This window comes from Nostoc sp. (genome assembly GCF_036917575.1).
GTDB lineage: Bacteria > Cyanobacteriota > Cyanobacteriia > Cyanobacteriales > Nostocaceae > Nostoc.
This window is the reverse complement of the sequence record NZ_JBALDC010000072.1, coordinates 1-17,909: the sequence shown is the minus strand read 5'-3', so window position 1 is coordinate 17,909 and position 17,909 is coordinate 1. Positions and strand designations below refer to the sequence as shown.

The 17,909-nt window shown below is 40.5% G+C and carries 19 protein-coding genes and 1 pseudogene; 9 read left to right on the top strand and 11 right to left on the bottom strand.

The features are described from left to right. Window positions 1-5 precede the first annotated feature (5 nt). The 8 genes from V7K79_RS21105 to V7K79_RS21070 all read right to left on the bottom strand — a co-directional run bounded on the left by V7K79_RS21105 (window position 6) and on the right by V7K79_RS21070 (window position 6,795). On the bottom strand, window positions 6-443 hold the full coding sequence (locus tag V7K79_RS21105; protein ID WP_335050075.1) for a hypothetical protein: 438 nt from the start codon (window positions 441-443) through the stop codon (window positions 6-8). Between the two features lie 246 nt (window positions 444-689). Further along, a complete protein-coding gene (locus V7K79_RS21100) occupies window positions 690-1,637 on the bottom strand; it encodes an FTR1 family iron permease (protein WP_335050073.1) in 948 nt (315 codons plus the stop codon). An 84-nt stretch (window positions 1,638-1,721) separates the two neighbouring features. Then, entirely contained in the window at window positions 1,722-2,156 is a 435-nt protein-coding gene (locus V7K79_RS21095) for a ferritin-like domain-containing protein (protein WP_335050071.1), read from the bottom strand. 131 nt (window positions 2,157-2,287) lie between these two features. Beyond that, on the bottom strand, window positions 2,288-3,325 hold the full coding sequence (locus tag V7K79_RS21090) for a helix-hairpin-helix domain-containing protein (RefSeq protein WP_335050069.1): 1,038 nt from the start codon (window positions 3,323-3,325) through the stop codon (window positions 2,288-2,290). A gap of 198 nt (window positions 3,326-3,523) precedes the next feature. Next, a complete protein-coding gene (locus V7K79_RS21085; RefSeq protein WP_335050067.1) occupies window positions 3,524-4,546 on the bottom strand; it encodes a multicopper oxidase domain-containing protein in 1,023 nt (340 codons plus the stop codon). Between the two features lie 248 nt (window positions 4,547-4,794). Further along, window positions 4,795-5,193, bottom strand: coding sequence for a DUF1636 domain-containing protein (locus tag V7K79_RS21080; RefSeq protein ID WP_335050065.1), 399 nt, complete (start codon window positions 5,191-5,193; stop codon window positions 4,795-4,797). A gap of 155 nt (window positions 5,194-5,348) precedes the next feature. Beyond that, the gene (locus V7K79_RS21075; RefSeq protein ID WP_335050063.1) at window positions 5,349-6,566 is read right to left on the bottom strand and encodes a hypothetical protein; all 1,218 of its coding nucleotides are present in this window, start codon (window positions 6,564-6,566) and stop codon (window positions 5,349-5,351) included. Window positions 6,567-6,603: 37 nt separating this feature from the next. Then, on the bottom strand, window positions 6,604-6,795 hold the full coding sequence (locus V7K79_RS21070) for a CbtB-domain containing protein (protein WP_335050061.1): 192 nt from the start codon (window positions 6,793-6,795) through the stop codon (window positions 6,604-6,606). A 555-nt stretch (window positions 6,796-7,350) separates the two neighbouring features. On the opposite strand from V7K79_RS21070, the gene V7K79_RS21065 reads away from it, so the two are divergent. The 4 genes from V7K79_RS21065 to V7K79_RS21050 all read left to right on the top strand — a co-directional run bounded on the left by V7K79_RS21065 (window position 7,351) and on the right by V7K79_RS21050 (window position 11,378). After that, on the top strand, window positions 7,351-7,488 hold the full coding sequence (locus tag V7K79_RS21065) for a hypothetical protein (RefSeq protein WP_335050060.1): 138 nt from the start codon (window positions 7,351-7,353) through the stop codon (window positions 7,486-7,488). Window positions 7,489-7,761: 273 nt separating this feature from the next. Beyond that, window positions 7,762-8,904, top strand: a complete 1,143-nt coding sequence (gene cofH, locus V7K79_RS21060) for a 7,8-didemethyl-8-hydroxy-5-deazariboflavin synthase subunit CofH (RefSeq protein ID WP_335050058.1) — start codon at window positions 7,762-7,764, stop codon at window positions 8,902-8,904. A 495-nt stretch (window positions 8,905-9,399) separates the two neighbouring features. After that, window positions 9,400-10,074 (top strand): response regulator transcription factor, encoded by a 675-nt coding sequence (locus tag V7K79_RS21055; RefSeq protein WP_335050056.1) that lies wholly within the window; start codon window positions 9,400-9,402, stop codon window positions 10,072-10,074. Window positions 10,075-10,145: 71 nt separating this feature from the next. Beyond that, entirely contained in the window at window positions 10,146-11,378 is a 1,233-nt protein-coding gene (locus V7K79_RS21050; RefSeq protein ID WP_335050054.1) for a sensor histidine kinase, read from the top strand. Between the two features lie 23 nt (window positions 11,379-11,401). Here V7K79_RS21050 and V7K79_RS21045 read toward each other — a convergent pair whose 3' ends face one another. Continuing rightward, window positions 11,402-11,887 (bottom strand): PepSY domain-containing protein, encoded by a 486-nt coding sequence (locus tag V7K79_RS21045; protein WP_335050052.1) that lies wholly within the window; start codon window positions 11,885-11,887, stop codon window positions 11,402-11,404. 296 nt (window positions 11,888-12,183) lie between these two features. Here V7K79_RS21045 and V7K79_RS21040 point away from each other — a divergent pair, with 296 nt between their 5' ends. The 5 genes from V7K79_RS21040 to V7K79_RS21020 all read left to right on the top strand — a co-directional run bounded on the left by V7K79_RS21040 (window position 12,184) and on the right by V7K79_RS21020 (window position 16,774). Then, on the top strand, window positions 12,184-12,390 hold the full coding sequence (locus tag V7K79_RS21040) for a hypothetical protein (RefSeq protein ID WP_335050050.1): 207 nt from the start codon (window positions 12,184-12,186) through the stop codon (window positions 12,388-12,390). Window positions 12,391-12,475: 85 nt separating this feature from the next. Further along, the gene (locus V7K79_RS21035; RefSeq protein WP_335050048.1) at window positions 12,476-13,219 is read left to right on the top strand and encodes a COG4705 family protein; all 744 of its coding nucleotides are present in this window, start codon (window positions 12,476-12,478) and stop codon (window positions 13,217-13,219) included. A gap of 154 nt (window positions 13,220-13,373) precedes the next feature. Continuing rightward, window positions 13,374-14,054 (top strand): phosphatase PAP2 family protein, encoded by a 681-nt coding sequence (locus V7K79_RS21030; protein WP_335050046.1) that lies wholly within the window; start codon window positions 13,374-13,376, stop codon window positions 14,052-14,054. Between the two features lie 282 nt (window positions 14,055-14,336). After that, a complete protein-coding gene (psb27, locus tag V7K79_RS21025) occupies window positions 14,337-14,741 on the top strand; it encodes a photosystem II protein Psb27 (RefSeq protein ID WP_335050425.1) in 405 nt (134 codons plus the stop codon). A 536-nt stretch (window positions 14,742-15,277) separates the two neighbouring features. Continuing rightward, the gene (locus tag V7K79_RS21020) at window positions 15,278-16,774 is read left to right on the top strand and encodes a family 10 glycosylhydrolase (RefSeq protein WP_335050044.1); all 1,497 of its coding nucleotides are present in this window, start codon (window positions 15,278-15,280) and stop codon (window positions 16,772-16,774) included. Between the two features lie 108 nt (window positions 16,775-16,882). Here the strand turns inward: V7K79_RS21020 and V7K79_RS21015 are convergent, their stop codons facing one another. Next, a complete protein-coding gene (locus V7K79_RS21015) occupies window positions 16,883-17,509 on the bottom strand; it encodes a chloramphenicol phosphotransferase CPT family protein (RefSeq protein ID WP_335050042.1) in 627 nt (208 codons plus the stop codon). A 244-nt stretch (window positions 17,510-17,753) separates the two neighbouring features. Then, window positions 17,754-17,909 (bottom strand): annotated as a pseudogene (locus tag V7K79_RS21010) (photosystem II q(b) protein); the annotation flags it as partial.

The window sequence follows — 17,909 nt, the reverse complement described above, 5'->3', positions numbered from 1 at the left end:
ACTAACTATTTACAGTGTTGTTGAAGAAGAGATACGGCTAATTCAAAACTATTAGGTTGAGTTTGTACTGCATAGGCTTCTTTTTCCAAATCTTGTCGTTTGACATCAGTATAGTGCATAAAAAATGGTCGAGCATAATTACTTGGTTGAATATTTAAACCTAAAGTTTTTATTTTTCCTTTTCCGGCACATACCTGTGCTGCATGAACAGTTTCATGGATTAGTGTTTGAGTCCCAATATGTAACTCAAACACTACGGGATTAATCCAGATTTTTTTGTCAGCTTCTCTTAGTAACCCATAAGCTCCTCGCTTTGGTGGTAGTGCAATGATTACCTGAAACCCTTTCTTTTCTAGTTTATTTTTTAAATCTAAAAACTTTGCTTCTGGATTGGGTATTTGAGAAAGTAACAGTAAGGAATTTAATATAAAAATTTTGCTCATTGCCTTTTTGATTACTTGAAAACATTTGTATTCAATTCCAATGGCAAAAATATCAACTGTGGCTTTAACATAAGGTAGCTATTTCTACTCGACATCAGCATAGCCCAAGTTTAGACTATAAGCAATCCGCAGTCCTACAACCTAGATAGTAAGCGATCGCAAAGACAATTCCCAGTCATAGACTGGGAATAAGGGAGACTGCAAACGAGGTAACTGACTGTGCTTTTAATCTTTTGCAGAATTAATTTATTTTTGAGCAAAGGAGGTATTCTTTCTACCTTCAGGAGCAGCACCTCCAAGGCTGCGGAAATACAGTCCTCCAATGGTGAGTAAAAACGTCACATATCCCACTGCTTGCACAAGATAGAGATTGTCTCTGTAACCAAATAAAGATTTGAGGATAATCCCAGGAAACTGTTCGTCAGGCAAGATTGTGGAAGTATTGGAAACTATTGGCCCCAAAATACAGGAGTGGACTTTAGTAAAACGTTCGTAATAAAAACAAAGGCTTTCTGTAGCACGACTGCTAAGGGCAAGGTTAGCTACAGCATCGTCAAAATGTTTTAAGGCTGAAACTACCAACCCAGCGACAATCAACACTAATAAAACGCCCATTACCTGGAAAAACTGGCGGATGTTAATTTTGACACCCCATTTAAATAGCAGCACTCCAACAGCAGATGCCCCTATCAAACCAGCAACAGCTCCCAATGCTGGCATTAATCCCTGTTGAAAATTAGCTGCAACGAAGAGAACAGTTTCAAAGCCTTCGCGGACAACGGCAATTAAAATTAAAGTAAAAACACCCCAGCCAGCATTTGAGTTTTGTATCAGCGCTTCTGTTACTGCTCCCTCAACTGTAGCTTTCATGAATCTGGCTTGTTTAGTCATCCAGATTAGCATCCAACTGAGCATTGCGATCGCTAACACACTAAACACACCTTCTAGCCCTGGCTCAACTACGGAGGTGTATTGAGGATTAAGCGCTCCCAGTACTTGAATTATCCAACTGAATAACACACCGATTAAGGCACTAACGACAATGCCAACGCCGACACCAGCATATACCCATGAATTGAGCCGGGATTGTTTAGCTTTTTTGAGCAAAGCTAGCACAATGCCAACAACAAGGGCAGCTTCTACTCCTTCTCGGAGTGTTATTACAAAAGTAGGTAGAGCAGTACTAAAATCCATCTTTTATCCTTTGTTTTTGTCTTTTGTCATTAGTCAGTTGTCCTTTGAATTTGTTTTTGACTAATGACTAATGACTAATGACTATTAACCAAAATCGCGTAGCATCTTTTTCAATTCGAGATTATGCATCTCTTCTTGGCCAATCATACCGCGAGCGAATTCTTCCAGGTAAATGCTGGCATTGGTGACAGTTTCAAGCAAATCTTTATACAGATCCAATGCTTTTTTTTCATGGGATAAGCTTTCTGCCAAGATATCCTTGACTTTATGCTGGTAGGTTTCTTCCATTGGGGCGATTTTCAGGGAGGGATGCCCATCTAAACCGGTGAGAATTTCTCCCACTTGTTCGGCATGAAGTAAAGATTCACTTGCCTGTGCTTTGAAAAAAGCCACAATTGGAATACGGTTAGGCCCAGTTACCATCAAAGAATAATGTGTGTAGCGCACTACCCCTGCTAGTTCAAATTCCATGATGGCGTTCAGCAGGTCAATAGTCTTTTTGTGGTCAAGTTCTTGCATCAGTTGTTAGTTCAAGTAACGAATGGGGTGTAATTAGTTAGGAGTTAGAAGTTCGTAATTCGTAATTCGTAACTTCTAATGATTTCCTCATTTTAAACTCCTTAACCTATACTTCCCATTAAATTAAAGTGTTATCGCAGTGCTTGGGTATTAGATTTGTCAACCACTTTTTGAGAGTTTTCCTCAATGGTTTTCACTAGCTTGGTAACATCATTCGGTGTTTTGACTGCTTGTGCTGGTGGGATGGCGGCGGGCCAAACTTTTATTAGTTCGGCAAAACTAGTGTCGATCGCTTTGTGTGCTTCGGCATCTGTTTGAGCTACTTGACTAGAAATTCCTTTGTATAAATCATTGGCGTAAAAGACAAAACCACGGGAGTCTTGATACTCAATTGGCGCGGTTACTTTTCCATTTGCGATCGCCGCGCCATATTCGGAGTTAGCTGAATCTAGTAGTTCGTTTATTACCTGTAGCACAAATCCTGGTTTTGAGCGTTGATCTGCTGGCAAAGCTGCGATCGCTCCATCAACCGCTTGCATTGAAGAAGTAAAATTAGTTTTAACTTTGCTATTCTTCGGACTAGATTTCACTAAATCTTGCAAACTTACTAAAGTTGTCTTAAATTCTTTGACTTTTCGTTCATTCAATTGATCTTCTACATCAACGTAAATTTCCTCAACTGGATGTCCAATATGAGGTTCTGCTTGTTTAGGCTGATTTTGATCCAGCAATTCTTGTGCTACCAAAAGATGCCCTTTCATTAAGCCTAATTTAGACATATAGTCAACATCTTTTGCCTCACCTGTGAGTACCACTTCTTGAACACCAACCTGGTCTTTAATTTGGTCGAACTGTTCTTGAGTAATTACTTTTTTAGTAACTAAATCTTGTGGACTACCGTAGGGACGACCTGCCTGAATTTTGTTGGATAATGCCGGAACCCCTAGTTTGGCTTCAAATTTATCCAATTCTGATAATATCGCAGTGTTGATATTAATTTTTTCTTTGTCACCGTGACCACTATGACTGTTTTCACTTACTGCCTCTGTAGCTTGAGGGCTAGTAACTGGTGCTGAGGGATTTTCTGCGGTTGGTGTACTGCTACAGGAACTTAAGGTAACTATTGCCGCAGCTGCCACTGTTAAACAGATATAGCGAAATTTTTTCATTTCTGTTCCTCGCACAATTTAAAAGGTATTGGTTCAAATGCTTCAAACTATTACTCAAAGATAGTTTGTTTGACAAACTGTCATATATTTTACTTTCGCATATAATGATATTTTTTATCAACTATTTGATTTAAAATTTTATTAATTACCAATTAAGTACTTTGTACTTAGACTGAATAGAAATTACTATTTATTTTGTTATGAATTGTTAACAGTCTTTTGATTGCTCTGGGCAAGTACTTCAAATTGACCCATGCAACCGTTTTCTGCGATCGCATCCTGATGCGGATGGAACATATACTTACCTGGATAATGAAAAGCAAATTCTAAAATGTGCCTTTCTGCGATACCCATCGTAATCACATCTGTTTTCTCGCTCTTCTTCATACTCATGCCATAGCGATAGACATCAAAAAAGTTGGCATGGAGATGAAACGTTACTGCCGGATCGTATTCAATGATGTTGAGAATATATAGCCGAATCAACTGATCTTTGTAAATTGGAATCGGATGATCCATGTAATAGTGGGGCGAACCGTTGAAGGCGTAATAATCGTTATGGCTATCATCATTCACATCATATCCACCCATCACTAGCACCATCTCATCAGCCGGAGGACGGGGCGTAGGTGGATCGATGATGAACATCCCATATAGTCCCTTGGCAATGTGACGCGTAACTGGTTCAATATGGCAGTGGTATAAGTGAACGCCATAAGGTTCAGCATCAAATTCGTAAATTGTGGCACTACCATTCCTGACTGGGCGAACACCATCCATTTCTGCCGGATGAACGCCATGAAAATGCAAAGAGTGAGAATGTCCCGCCTTGTTAAGAAATAGTACCCGGATGCGATCGCCCTGTTTTGCCCGTAGCGTTGGCCCTGGTATGCGACCATTTAAATCCCAGATGTTGTAAGAGACAGCACTATTGATATTGATTATGGAAGTACCCGCAGTTAACTGAAATTCTCGGATCGTCCGCCCATTTTCTTGCTTCACCGTCCCATAATCAAAATCCCTTAACATCTTCATCGGGTTAGTAGCATCGTCTGGTGCTTCCATATTGAGTGGTGGCACTTTGACGATTGACTGACTTTGTAGATTTAGCATCTGCCAAAGTCCAGCTGCACCAGTCACGCCAGCACCTGCTAGTCCTAGCTTCAATAATTGACGGCGGCTCCAAGGTTTTCCGTCACCTAGAGCGAAGTTGTTGGGCATGATATTTGGTTACGGTTAGCGCTAAATAATTGCTAATATTTTGCAATTACTCTTAATATTTTAGATGAATTAGTAATTATAGTCTATAACAATTTTGTGTTGTCTTTGTCTGATGCCATCTGACAATCGGTTTTGAAGTGCTTTATTTAAATCCAACTCCAAAGAATTTAACTTCTGATATTTTTCTAAATAGTAATCAAAGCAACAAGTACTGACATAAGTATTTAAGGAACTTAGGAAAATGTCTATTAACACGGGGGCAGAGGTGGAATCCGGGCGATCGCTCCGGCTCTGAGCAGTTCTGGGCGCTTGGCGTATGAAAGCATACCATCAGGCTTGGCATGATACTGACTAGCACAGTCAAGTACGGCTGCTGCTGTTTTTTCTACACATTCAGTGTCAACAGGCAGATCGCCGAATAAGTAGGTATGCTTGTCAGAACAGACGAAAGCAATTGCACAAGGGCGATCGCAAACACCCATACATTTAACAGGTTGAATTGAAAACTCGTCTTGCAACATCCAATCATGATATTGGCTTTGTAATTCCTTTAGCAGCTGTTCGCCACCGCTTTTAGCAGTATGCTGTTTTGGGCGATCGCTACTTTCACAATTCGTGCAGACGAATATAACGTGTTGATGATTCATAGATAAATTGCTTCCGTTCAATTTTTGATCCTGTGTTTATAAAAATCCATGTCGAATACTCGATAGTATCCGACATGGATTTTAGGCAATCAGCCTGTTTGGTCATTGGGCGAACAAACTAAGGGCAAATGTATTTACAACTTTTTGACGCTGACTTACGAAACACTACGATTCAAAGTCAACCCGGTACGCGGAGTCTGCCGATGTCGCAACCACAGTCCCAGCAGCAAACCAATTACCACAATTCCAGTGAAGTAAGTCAGCGAAATCAACCGCACAGACATCGGCGGAGCAACACCTTCGACGGGAATATTCTCTGCAACTTGGAATGGCTGAAATTGCCGGGTTGCATTTGCTTGCGGCGCAACCTCTACAACAATGCTATGGGGGGCGCCATCAAAGAACTCTTGCTCCCACGTTAATTTCCCGTTGCTGTCTGGAGTACCCTCATAAGCAAACGCCACCCAATTATTTTCTAGTTGGGTGGTTGTTACCTTCAACACGACATCTGTGACGGGTTGGCTAGTTTTGGCATCGCTGACGCTGACTTGCAATTTGGCAGGTTGACCCACCGTTGCACCTTCGTCACCCGATAGTTGCATATTAAGTCCTTGAGACTGTAATTTAGCGGGCTTACTAGAGCGCGGAACTTCTTCTCCCATACCAGGCATTGACATCGTATGGTGTGATTCGGCAAATTCAGCACTGATATTGACCCAGAGGAGTGCAGCGATCGCTACCACAATCAATCCACTCAACAACAATCGCACCTGTTGCGGGGCAATTTCTCCTGGTTGAATTGGTTGTCTACCTCCAATCACCCAACCTCCTATTAGCCCAACTGCTAGCAAAATCACAACCAGGATGCCAAAGTAGCGGAACTTTAAGGAATTTTCCGGTAGCGTCAGTGTCAGCGTTTGCTGAATCGGCTGAAACGCATTGGCAACAAGTGGAGTAACTGCTACCTGGAGTTGATACGTTCCCCGGATCGGCAGGGTTTGTTGAACCTGCAACTGACCTGTTGGTGCATTGCCCTCAATATCCAGCAACTTTGTCCCTTCAACGATCGGAAAATCTGTTGTGAACCAGGGGTTTTTAGGACGGGTGAACAATTGCAAACGGATTTTGGCATCCTTTAAAGATTGCCCTTGAGCATCCACAGCTTGCAGCATCAGCTGCACTGGCGAATTGTAGTGCCCCGAACCTAACACTGTAGTGGCTTCAGCCTCAAGGGGTTGAACCTGATTAATCGGTGGATTGGTTGTTAGCCGCACCGATGGTTGAGGGGATTGTGCAAGTCCGATCAAAGCATACAGAACAATTCCGAGCGTGCAAATTACACCGATCAGCTTAGACCACTTAAATAAAGCCATTTATTTGTGAACTCCTGCTAATCATTGACTCAATCAACTAATGGCAACTTACCATCAGTGTGTGGTGACGCAGAGTATGAGTTGTGTCATGAATAGCAGGGTATGTACTGAAATAAATTGTCCATAAAGTCAAAGAACACAGTGCAACATAGAGCGCTGATTGTACAGGTACTGATAGTACTTGACGGCTGACTTTTTGCTGAACCGAACTAGAAGATTGAACTGTCATTTTGTACCTCGTAGATAAAACGATATTTAATGATTGATTCGGTAGGCATTTTGACTTCTACAGTTAGCAGTGAACAATAAATCACTGAAAACAGATGAATAAGACTCTGTATAAGCTGTACTAGTATACTTAGCCAGCTATTTCTTTTTCATTCATGAAGATTACCTATATTAACACCGACGTAAGGTTTAGTAAAACCTATCTAAATGACAGAGGCATTGCAATCTTATGTCCTAAGTGTGACTATTCGTGCTGCTTCCTAACTTACAGATGGTACGAGAGCTACCCTTACTTTTTGGTTAATTTATTAGTTTTACTTATCTTAAATTTCTCAACAAATTTATCAAAAATGTATCTTATAATATGGTTTTTGTACAATAATTGTGTCTGTGGCTATCCATCACAAAGTTATCGCAGAACTTTTTGGTCTATTGAAATTAGTTATGCAAGGTCAAAAATAAGTACTTTGTCTCATAATTTTACGATTGTAGAAAGTTGCAATTATTACTACAGGTGAAAGATACCGTCATAGAATAAGCGATCGCAGATGTAGCGTTGCAAATAAAAGCGATCGCACCACCAATTTACATCCGATTGATTGGTTTATTTTACTTTACAGCCTTTGTCGGTATTGGCATGGCGATTGGATTGCCAATACAACATCGACGAAAACCACAAGCAAGGGCAAATTAGTAATCTTAAAGTTGTACTAAAGATTCCTGTTAATACAAAGATGTAGATTAATCACTCAAAATAGTTGTGGTTAAACCACACTATTTTTTTGTTAATGGATTGTATAAACTATAAAAAGGTAGTGTGATAGGACAAGGTAAGAGATTGCAATAGCTTTAAAGTTAAAACTTATATTCGAGCTTAGTATTTTCTAGAAATTGATATATTTATTAAGTAGAATTTTATTATTTCCAAGCTCATAAAATTAAAATTTACCGAGAAATTAAGAAAGTAATGCTGACAAAAATTGCGTTTGAAACAATTCTGGAACGTGCTTTGATGGGATACGACTTATCCCCCGAAGAGGGAGTGGTATTGTTACAACAAACAGAGCCAGAGGCGATCGCAGCAATACGTGCTACATCCGATACACTCCGCCACACACAAGCAGGCGATACTGTCACCTACATAATTAACCGTAATATTAACTTTACGAATATTTGTGAGCAGCACTGTAGTTTTTGTGCTTTCCGTCGAGATGATGGTGATGCCGATGCATACTGGTTAGATTCGGCGCAAATTTTGGAAAAAGCCACAGATGCAGTACAACGGGGTGCGACAGAAATCTGTATGCAGGGGGGATTAAATCCACAAGCACTGATAAATGGTAAATCTTTGCCCTACTACCTTAAAGTTATAGAAACCATCAAGCAAGAATTTCCTCAGATACATTTACACGCTTTTTCTCCCCAAGAAGTGCAATTTATCGCCAGACTTGACGGACTGGAATATGCTGAGGTAATTACTGCTTTGCGCGATGCTGGTGTTGGCTCAATGCCGGGAACAGCAGCTGAAGTATTAGACGATGGAGTAAGGCGGATATTGTGTCCAGAGAAAATTGACACAGCGACTTGGCTAGAAATTGTCAGCACCGCTCATAAATTAGGCTTGCATACTACTACCACCATGTTATCTGGGCATATTGAAACCCACCAACAGCAAATCGGACATTTAGAAAAATTGCGATCGCTCCAAAAAACCGCCATCAATCAGGGATATCCAGCAAGAATTACAGAGTTTATTTTATTACCATTCGTTGGCCAAGAAGCACCCAAATCCTTACGTCGCCGTGTTGGACGCGATCAACCAGTTTTGAGTGATGCACTGCTATTAGGGGCTGTAGCGCGGATTTACTTAGGTAATTGGATTCCCAACCATCAGCAGAGTTGGGTAAAACTGGGGCTTGCAGGTGCGACAGAAGCTTTAACTTGGGGTTGTAACGATATCGGCGGCACTTTGATGGAGGAGCATATTACCACAATGGCAGGTGCTTTGGGCGGTACGTGTATGGAAGTGGAAACCTTACAAACTGCGATCGCTTCTTTAGGAAGACCTTACCAACAACGAGATACTCTTTATCAGAAAATTAAAAGTTAGAAAAAAATTCCTTTTCAATCTCTTTAATCTGTGTTCTCTGCGCCTCTGCGGTTAAATAAATTGCTTTTCAACCGCAGAGGCACAAAGAGATCAGAGAGAAAAACAGATTTTACGAGTTCGCTTAAAAAAGCTAATCTTCAACGCCTAACTGATTTGCTTGCGTTGTCTCCATACACAGGTAACATCAAGCCCATAAAAAATAACAAGCCAAGACTTGTATTTTGCTCTAATACTGTATTTTACAAAGCTACTTTAGTATTGATTTCTGGAGCAAAAAAGTCATCAATCCCCTTGCTTGAAGGGCCATTAGCAAGGTCATCGGAAGGATGTTTATCAATAAATGCGGTGTGTAACCAGGCATTGTGGGCTACCTCAAAAATTGTATTAACATTCAGATAGTTAAGAATCTATGGTAAAAAAATTAAGATTAACTTTGTAGGTAAGGTAATCCTTGCTCAGTGTTAGCAAGCCCTAATAATTTAGAGGTGGAGCATTATGAAAATTTTGATAGTTGAAGATGACGATCGCATTGCCAAACCATTAGCTGAATTTTTAAGACGACAACACCATATTGTCGATATAACAAATGATGGTTTGGCAGCTTGGGAATGGTCACAATCAGCATTATATGAGCTAATTTTATTAGATTTAATGCTTCCTCAATTAGATGGAATTACTCTATGTCAGCGTTTACGCGCTACTTCATCTAATGTTCTAATTTTAATGCTGACGGCACGAGATACAACAGGTGACAAAATTATAGGACTCGATGCTGGTGCTGATGATTACTTGGTTAAGCCATTTGAATTAAAAGAGTTAGCAGCACGTATTAGGGCTTTAGCTCGAAGAACTCCAGAGATTCGCCCCCAAATTTTAATCCACGGTGATTTACAACTAGACCCAGCAACTCAACAGGTTACTTATATAGGAAATATCATATCATTAACTCCTAAAGAATATATGATTTTGGAATATTTTTTGATAAACCCAAATCAAGTTATCACTCGTTCGTCAATTCTTGACAAACTGTGGGATTTTGATAAATCTTCGGGAGAAGGAAGTATTAAAACTCATATTACAAATCTACGGAATAAACTGAGAGCATCTGGAAGTTCAGAAAACTTAATTGAAAATATTTATGGCATTGGTTATCGTCTAGGACATAAGTAAAGTAACTTCAAAAAAATATAATATTATTCATTTTTTCAAAAAACAATTAAAAATTCACAACAATAAATAATATGTTTAAAAAAATTAGATATCGTTTATTGTTATCTTATTTATTTGTGTTCGCATCACTGCTAGGAATATTTGCGATCGCAGTCCGATTTGCTTTCACTCGCAGCTTAACTGAACAAATCACAGATAAACTCTTAGCTATAGGGAAAGGTGCAGCTGCAAATGTAGAATTTGAAAAAGGCCGCCTAACGTTTGAAAGTGACTTTCGTCCACAAGACTTAATTGCTTATCATCAAGCTTTACAGTGGTTTGATACTCAAGGAAATTTGATTACCCAACAAGGAAAAACTGTTTTAACTTTACCTTTTTTACCAAACAAAATTGTACAAGTTCAGGCTGGTAAAATTCCTATCCAAGCAGTAACTGTACCAATCATTGCTAACGATAAAGATCAGCTAGTTGGGTATGTAAGGGTAAGTCAATCTTTAGAAGAATTTGATGAAACCCTCCAAAAACTAGACTTGGGATTAAGTGGTGGGATTATTATAACTTTAGTTCTGAGTAGTATTGGCGGAATTTTACTAACTCGTCAAGCAATGCAACCTATTGAGGAGAGTTTTGCAAGACTTAAACAGTTTACTGCTGATGCTTCCCACGAACTACGCAGCCCGTTAATGGCTATCAAAATTAATGCTGAGTTACCGTTAGAATATCCAGAAGAAATAGGCCCAAAAGATGCAGAAAAGTTTCAGGCGATCGCCAATGCTACTAATCAGATGACTCGCCTTACAGAAGACTTACTGATGTTAGCACGCACTGATAAAGTTTCCAATCAAAATAGGGATACTCTCAATTTAACATCAATATTAGAGAATATAATACAACTGTATAAACCTCAAGCTGAAGCAAAAAAAGTTAACTTGAAATTTCAATTAATTGCTAATTTTCAGCTAATAGGTGATTCAGTTCAATTAACGCGACTGTTTACCAACTTAATTGAAAACGCAATCTACTATACACCATCAGGAGGCGTAGTAGAAATTAAAATCAGTCGTGTTGGTTTCCAGCTTTATATCAACGTGCAAGATACAGGTATGGGAATTGCACCAGAGTATATGGACAAGGTTTTTGAGCGTTTTTGGCGAACAGATCAATCTCGTTCTTATTGGTCTGGTGGTTCTGGTTTAGGACTGGCGATCGCTCAAGCGATCGCCCGAAATCACGGTGGATTAATTAGTCTTACGAGTCAATTAGGAGTTGGTAGTTGTTTTACTGTGCGTTTACCAACTTCTTGACAATTTGATTTTAAATTCCCTAGCTACTTGTTATCATTATTGGTTTCGCGATCGCCATCACCACTTTCTTTAACTTGAATACTACTCTTAGGACGAGTGGCTTCATTCTTCTCATTTTGTTGATTGGCATTTTCAGCGTAGAGAACTTTGCCATTACCAGCATCGACCTTAACATCTTGTTGACCAATTTTTACAGCATAAACTAAGTTGCCATCTTCATTTTTGAGTTTGACACTTTTTGCCTTACCTCCCACTGATGCTTCAACTGCTTGCTGTGCTTGTTGTGCTGTAATTTTAGCTAGCGGTTGCAGTTTTGCCGCTTCTTGTGCATCGTCGTTGCTTTCACCGTCACCATCACTGGCTTCAGCAACTTGAGTAGCGCTATGACGCTGACGCGCAATTGCTACGAAAGATTGTGGTTGTTTTGCAGACACAACTCTAGACAATCCAGCAAGTCCCAAAGTACTAATAAAAGCTGTTACCAAAATCATTTTTGTTGAAGTTTTCATACTTGTGAAATTACTTTAAGTCTGGGTTTGTCTTTTTACAATAAATAATAAAAGTCCAGAAATAGTCAATATTGGTTTGAACTCATTAAATTTAATATCAAATAGTGAAATTAATTTTTAACTAGACATTTCGGCTATTTTTAATACTTATATTCAGATAAAATTCCGCTTTCAATTAAATCTTGACTATTTCTTGACTTTTGCTGTGTAAAGTACAATCACTCAGTAATTTATGGCAATAAAGCTAACTTTAAGATGTGATGTAATCTCACTTATACGTAAAAATTAAGAAGAAGATGTTAAACAGGGTTGCAGAGATTACAATCTACTTCTGGATTACTAAGATTTTAGCAACCACAGTAGGTGAAACCGCAATAGATTTTCTGTCAGTAACCCTGAATCTTGGTTTAGGCGTTATATCCTACATTATGTTTTGGTACTGTAGAAACCAGTACACTTTTTCTTTCTATAATCGGAAGCCTGGTTATTTACTTAAGTCTTAAGCAGAAGAGATTAGCTCTACTGCTAGATTGACCGACAAGACTGATTAGCGATCGCTGACTTACTATTTTTTATTGTGAAAAATAAATGAACAAAGTTGCAAAAGTCACAATTTTCTTCTGGATCATGAAGATCATTGCCACAACCCTTGGCGAGACGGCAGGTGACTACATCTCAATGTCTCTTGAGCTGGGGTATTACGTAGCTTTTGCTGTAACGTTCGCTATTCTAACTATTTTACTATTTTTTCAAATTCAATCCGACAGCTATCGTCCAGTCCTTTATTGGTTGGCCATCATCGCAACAACCACAGCTGGAACCGAAGTTTCAGACCTGATGGATCGATCTCTTGGGCTGGGCTACGCAGTGGGATCGCTTATCCTGGTAGCCAGTCTATTGAGCGTTCTTGCCATCTGGTACTACCGGGATCGGGATCTGAGCGTTTATCCGATCATGAGGAAAGATGCAGAGACCACCTATTGGCTGGCTGTCGTGTTCTCCAACAGTTTGGGAACGGCCTTTGGTGACTTTCTGACAAGCAACTTGGGATTGAGCTATATCCAGGGCGCATTAATGACGGCCAGCGTTATTGGTGTTGTCATCACCCTTCACTACGTAACAAAGTTGAGCGATATTCTCCTATTCTGGCTCGCGTTCATCTTCACACGACCCTTCGGAGCCACCTTCGGAGATTTTCTTACCAAACCAGTCAAAGATGGCGGTCTCTCACTGCCAAGAGGCTATGCTTCAGCGATCGCCTTTATCCTACTGGCAGTTGTCCTATTCTTTTCCGTGCAAAAGGAGAAAAAAGTGCGTCACCCATTTGAGTGATTGCATTTTAGCAAATAAAGATGCCCTCTATTTTGGTACTATCGGTTCATCTATGGTTCTTGTATCGATACTCAAATTCTATATCCTATTCACCGCTCTAAAGCAGAAAAGACTAATCGTGGTTACGCCTTATAACGACGAATGACATTAAAGTATGCTCCGACAAATTTCTAATTTCTGGTTGCATCATATACATCCTCATTTAGCTTCCTTAATTGCAACAATTGGTCTTGTTGGACTTGCTAGTTGTCTACTAGTAATTTTTGTTTTAGCCCAACTGGCTGAAGAGGTTTTGGAGCGAGATGCTTTTAAATTTGATACTACTTTTCTATTATGGCTACATCAGTTTGCCAATCCAAATTTAGATAATTTAATGGTGTTTATTACAAATCTTGGTAATCCTAGTACAGTGGTTGTAGTTGCAGGCATTAGTATCTTGTTACTTTGGTGGCGACGTTATCAAGAAGAAGCGAAAGCTTTTGTATTTGCTTGCTTAGGAGGGTTAATTTTAAATACAGGGCTAAAGTTGTTTTTTTCTAAACCTCGCCCGGAATTATGGCATCGCTTGATTTCTGAAAAATCTTTTAGTTTTCCTAGCGGTCATGCGCTAGGTTCTATGGTACTTTATGGTTTTATTGCTTACGAATTAGCAATTCACTATCCTACTTTCTCCAAAGTTATTTATAGTTGGACGGTTATTTTAATTGCTGCTATTGGTATCAGCCGCTTATATTTAGGAGTTCATTGGCCCACAGACATAATTGCAGGTTATGGAGTCGGTTTTTTGTGGCTGATGATATGTATTACGATGCTGAAATTGCAAAAATTGAGGTAGGGAAAATTAGTTGATTAAATCCCATCAACCTCTAATTCCATAACTTCGCAAAGAAAATATAGCGGCGATAATTGTCCAATCAGATTTTTTAATCACCTGATTTTTGCCCAAGAGGCTTGTAGATGACTGCTTTTGAAGAAGTGAAACAGCACTGCTAACTCCCTAGTACAGACGTGGTTAATCACGTCTCTCCTTACTCCCCACTTCCCACTCCTTATTCAATTGATCCCCAAGTTACCAATCCAAGATAGGATGGACGTTGATTTAGTATTCTTTTACTTAATGCATATGAAGCGCTATTGGTCGCGTTTGCTTGCGCTGGTTTTAGTTGTAGCTATCGGCTTAATGGGTTGTTCTGGCAGTCCAGATAGTTTGACTGGGGATTATCGTCAAGACACCTTAGCTGTGGTCAATATTATGAGACAAGCTCTGGATCTTTCACAAGATTCACCAGACAAAGCAGCAATTCAAGCACAAGCGCGTCAAAAAATTAATGACTTTTCGGCTCGTTACCAGCGAGTTAACTCTGTTTCTGGTCTTGGCTCGTTTACAACCATACGAACAGCCCTCAATTCCCTAGCTGGACACTACAGCTCTTATCCAAATCGTCCCGTACCTGAAAAACTCAAAAATCGTCTAGAGAAAGAGTTGCAGCAGGTAGAGACGGCGTTGAAACGTGGCGGTTAGCTATTAACTATTGCTTACTCCATCATCAATAGTCAGGTGTCACAAGTTTTGACTCCTGGCTATTTTGTTTGTCAAGGCAGGAGGCAGGAAGTAGAAACTTTTTATGTATGATGCCTAAGTTCTGCATTTTGTAGCTCATCTACTTGAAAATTGCATTAACAATCCAAGCTGATATATTAACAATGTGAGCCGATGCCTTAACAATGCGGGTGAAGTTTTGATATCTACTTCATGCACTGGAAACCGCTATAAAAGAATACGGCAACAGAAATAGATTTTTGAGATTCTTGAAAAAATAGGTTTTAAAACCCTTGGTATTTGACTATATAATTTGATACACGCTGCCCACAATTATTTGAGTTGGGATAGATGATTATCGCAAATTAAAAGCTTTAAGACCGAACGTCAACACGTAGCTTAGAGTTAGAGCCACTTCGCCTTTGCTCAGTTACCCTGTGGTAAGCAAGTTACAGTCGGAGTTTAAATTCCTGTCTGAAACTTTTTTGAATTTTGAATTTGTTCATCTACTGGTAGGTATGTCTAACTGTCCCTTGAACGTTGCAAGATCAATATTATTTTGGCGGCGCTTATGCGCTGTTGTTTTTACTAGTAGTTTGTTGCTCCCAAATTTGGGAAGCGAACCAGCAAGGGCGCAAGTAACTGAGTATTGTCAGTTACCATCAGCTGCGGCGCAACAAAAAGAAAACTTGCGTTTGTCAGCCCTCAAAGGCAAACAAGATGCTCAAACGCGCTACCAAAGCATAATACAAGAACAAGCACAGAAATTAAAGGAATGTCGCTCTCGGACTTGGCCGCAAACCCAAGCCATTTGGTTACGCTTGTATCCTTGCGACATTCAGCCAGGAATAATCGATCAGATTATGGATCGAATTGTTAATCATGGCTATAACCAAGTTTATATAGAAGTATTTTACGATGGGCAGGTACTTTTACCAGCAAAAGCTAACCCGACGGTTTGGCCTGCTGTAATTCGCACTCCAGGGGCAGAAAATACCGATATACTCGCTATGGCAATTAAAAAAGGTCGGCAACGTGGTTTGAAAGTCTATGCCTGGATGTTTACCACAAATTTCGGCTATACTTACGCCCAGCGCCCAGATAGAGAAAGTGCGATCGCTCGTAATGGCAAAGGTCAAACCAGCCTATATGTGGTAGATAATGGCTCTCAACTATTTATCGATCCCTACAACCTGCAAGCAAAACGCGATTATTACCAATTAGTACAACAAGTTTTGCGCCGTCGCCCAGATGGCTTGCTATTGGATTACGTGCGTTATCCTCGGCAAGCAGGAAGTGATTCTATCGCTACCAAAGTTTCAGATTTATGGCTATTTACTCCCGCAACCCAAGAAGCTTTATTTAAACGGGCACAGAATTATAAAGGGCTGGAGTTAATTCGCCGCTTTTTGAGTCGGGGATTCGTCAGCGTCGGAGATGTAGCGGAAGTTGATAAACTTTATCCCCAAGAAGGGGAACCCCTCTGGCAAGGACGCATCCCACTAGCGCAAAAGTCAATCCTATCTGCAACCGATAGACAACCAGTTTTACAATGGGAGTTGTGGCAGCTTGCCGTTGCCCACGCCATGCAAGGAATTATAGATTTCGTCACTATTGCTAGTTACCCGGCAAAGCAGCAAGGTATTTCTACGGGAGTCGTGTTTTTTCCTAATGGCAACCAAACTGTCGGACAAGGGTATGATTCCCGTTTGCAACCTTGGGATCGGTTTCCCAGTACATTAGAGTGGCATCCTATGGCTTATGGGAATTGCGGTAATGTTAGTTGTATCGTGTCGCAAGTGCAACGGGTTTTGAGTATGGCAAAACCGGGTACGCGTATAATCCCGGCTTTAGCTGGTCAGTGGGGAAAATCTGTCAGTAATCGTCCATCCTTGGAAGTGCAAATGCAGGCACTTCGACAATTTGCCCCTCAACTGAAGGGAGTTAGCCACTTTGCCTATTCTTGGCAATATCCTCAGAGTGATAGCGATCGCAAATTCTGTCGAGTTAAGTAGACTTCTTACAGAATTAGTGAAAAGGGATTGAATTTCCCTTTCAACTTAATAGAATCACACACTTTACAAATTCATACCAAATATAGCGATCGCAGTCATAACTACAGCTTAAATATATTGTGTAGCGAGTCGTTGGAATGCCGACGGGACTGGACTATCTGCGAGGCGCTGGCGTATCACCTCCGCACACGCACCTGGGCTTAACAACGAGGTATCCACTTCAAGGTCATAGATGCCAGGAATGTGGACTTCACGTTGCCATAACTGAACCGGATGTGGGATTGGAGAGTCGGCTGTACTTCCTATATTCCACCCCGTATTTTGTCGCCGTTCCATAACGATCTCAATGGGGCAGTGAACGCCTACGAACAAAACTGGCAATCCTTTCAAACGTCGGGCACTATCAACTATAATGCCTCGCTCTATTGCGTAAGCGTCATGGTGTCCGACATCAACCACGACATTAAGACCCAAGCGGCTATGGGCAGCGATAGACTCATACATGGCGCTGTACAAAATGGGAACAAAGGGTTCGATGTCCTGGCGTTCTCCCCCCGGTCGCAGACCAATCCCAGGCAGGTGTCGTGCGGGAGTCATTTGCATAAACCTATCGACACCCAAATTCATCCACAGACCATCAAATGTCTCCTGAATCACTGCAACAATGCTCGACTTCCCCGATCGCGGAACACCATTCAGGATGATAATCTGTCCTAGCTTTTGTATCTGCACCATGATTCCTCCTCGCATCCTTATATCTGTACTTTAGACTAAGAAGCACAAAATCACTCAGAGAAGCTGAATTGAGAAGAACCAATTGCAAAAAATGTAAAAAATGAGAAATAAAGCAGATTTTTGCGCTGATTTAGGTGAACGTGGAAATATGCGTTTTAACAATAGGATAGCGAATTCTACCCATTTAAACAAAAAGCGCCCTCCGTTAACGGAGGGCGCTTTCTTATTTAGTTAATCTTCAGAATTAACCGTTGATAGCAGGAGCACTTAGAGCTACAGGAGCAAGATCGCCAGCAGCCAAATCCAGAGGGAAGTTGTGAGCGTTACGCTCGTGCATTACTTCCATACCCAGGTTAGCGCGGTTGATTACGTCTGCCCAAGTGCTGATGACGCGACCTTC

Excerpts from the sequence above, each read along its gene's own strand:
- V7K79_RS21105 (WP_335050075.1), bottom strand. The coding sequence starts at position 443 with ATGAGCAAAATTTTTATATTAAATTCCTTACTGTTACTTTCTCAAATA.
- V7K79_RS21100 (WP_335050073.1), bottom strand. The coding sequence starts at position 1,637 with ATGGATTTTAGTACTGCTCTACCTACTTTTGTAATAACACTCCGAGAA.
- V7K79_RS21095 (WP_335050071.1), bottom strand. The coding sequence starts at position 2,156 with ATGCAAGAACTTGACCACAAAAAGACTATTGACCTGCTGAACGCCATC.
- V7K79_RS21090 (WP_335050069.1), bottom strand. The coding sequence starts at position 3,325 with ATGAAAAAATTTCGCTATATCTGTTTAACAGTGGCAGCTGCGGCAATA.
- V7K79_RS21085 (WP_335050067.1), bottom strand. The coding sequence starts at position 4,546 with ATGCCCAACAACTTCGCTCTAGGTGACGGAAAACCTTGGAGCCGCCGT.
- V7K79_RS21080 (WP_335050065.1), bottom strand. The coding sequence starts at position 5,193 with ATGAATCATCAACACGTTATATTCGTCTGCACGAATTGTGAAAGTAGC.
- V7K79_RS21075 (WP_335050063.1), bottom strand. The coding sequence starts at position 6,566 with ATGGCTTTATTTAAGTGGTCTAAGCTGATCGGTGTAATTTGCACGCTC.
- V7K79_RS21070 (WP_335050061.1), bottom strand. The coding sequence starts at position 6,795 with ATGACAGTTCAATCTTCTAGTTCGGTTCAGCAAAAAGTCAGCCGTCAA.
- cofH (WP_335050058.1), top strand. The coding sequence starts at position 7,762 with ATGCTGACAAAAATTGCGTTTGAAACAATTCTGGAACGTGCTTTGATG.
- V7K79_RS21055 (WP_335050056.1), top strand. The coding sequence starts at position 9,400 with ATGAAAATTTTGATAGTTGAAGATGACGATCGCATTGCCAAACCATTA.
- V7K79_RS21050 (WP_335050054.1), top strand. The coding sequence starts at position 10,146 with ATGTTTAAAAAAATTAGATATCGTTTATTGTTATCTTATTTATTTGTG.
- V7K79_RS21045 (WP_335050052.1), bottom strand. The coding sequence starts at position 11,887 with ATGAAAACTTCAACAAAAATGATTTTGGTAACAGCTTTTATTAGTACT.
- V7K79_RS21040 (WP_335050050.1), top strand. The coding sequence starts at position 12,184 with ATGTTAAACAGGGTTGCAGAGATTACAATCTACTTCTGGATTACTAAG.
- V7K79_RS21035 (WP_335050048.1), top strand. The coding sequence starts at position 12,476 with ATGAACAAAGTTGCAAAAGTCACAATTTTCTTCTGGATCATGAAGATC.
- V7K79_RS21030 (WP_335050046.1), top strand. The coding sequence starts at position 13,374 with ATGCTCCGACAAATTTCTAATTTCTGGTTGCATCATATACATCCTCAT.
- psb27 (WP_335050425.1), top strand. The coding sequence starts at position 14,337 with ATGCATATGAAGCGCTATTGGTCGCGTTTGCTTGCGCTGGTTTTAGTT.
- V7K79_RS21020 (WP_335050044.1), top strand. The coding sequence starts at position 15,278 with ATGTCTAACTGTCCCTTGAACGTTGCAAGATCAATATTATTTTGGCGG.
- V7K79_RS21015 (WP_335050042.1), bottom strand. The coding sequence starts at position 17,509 with ATGGTGCAGATACAAAAGCTAGGACAGATTATCATCCTGAATGGTGTT.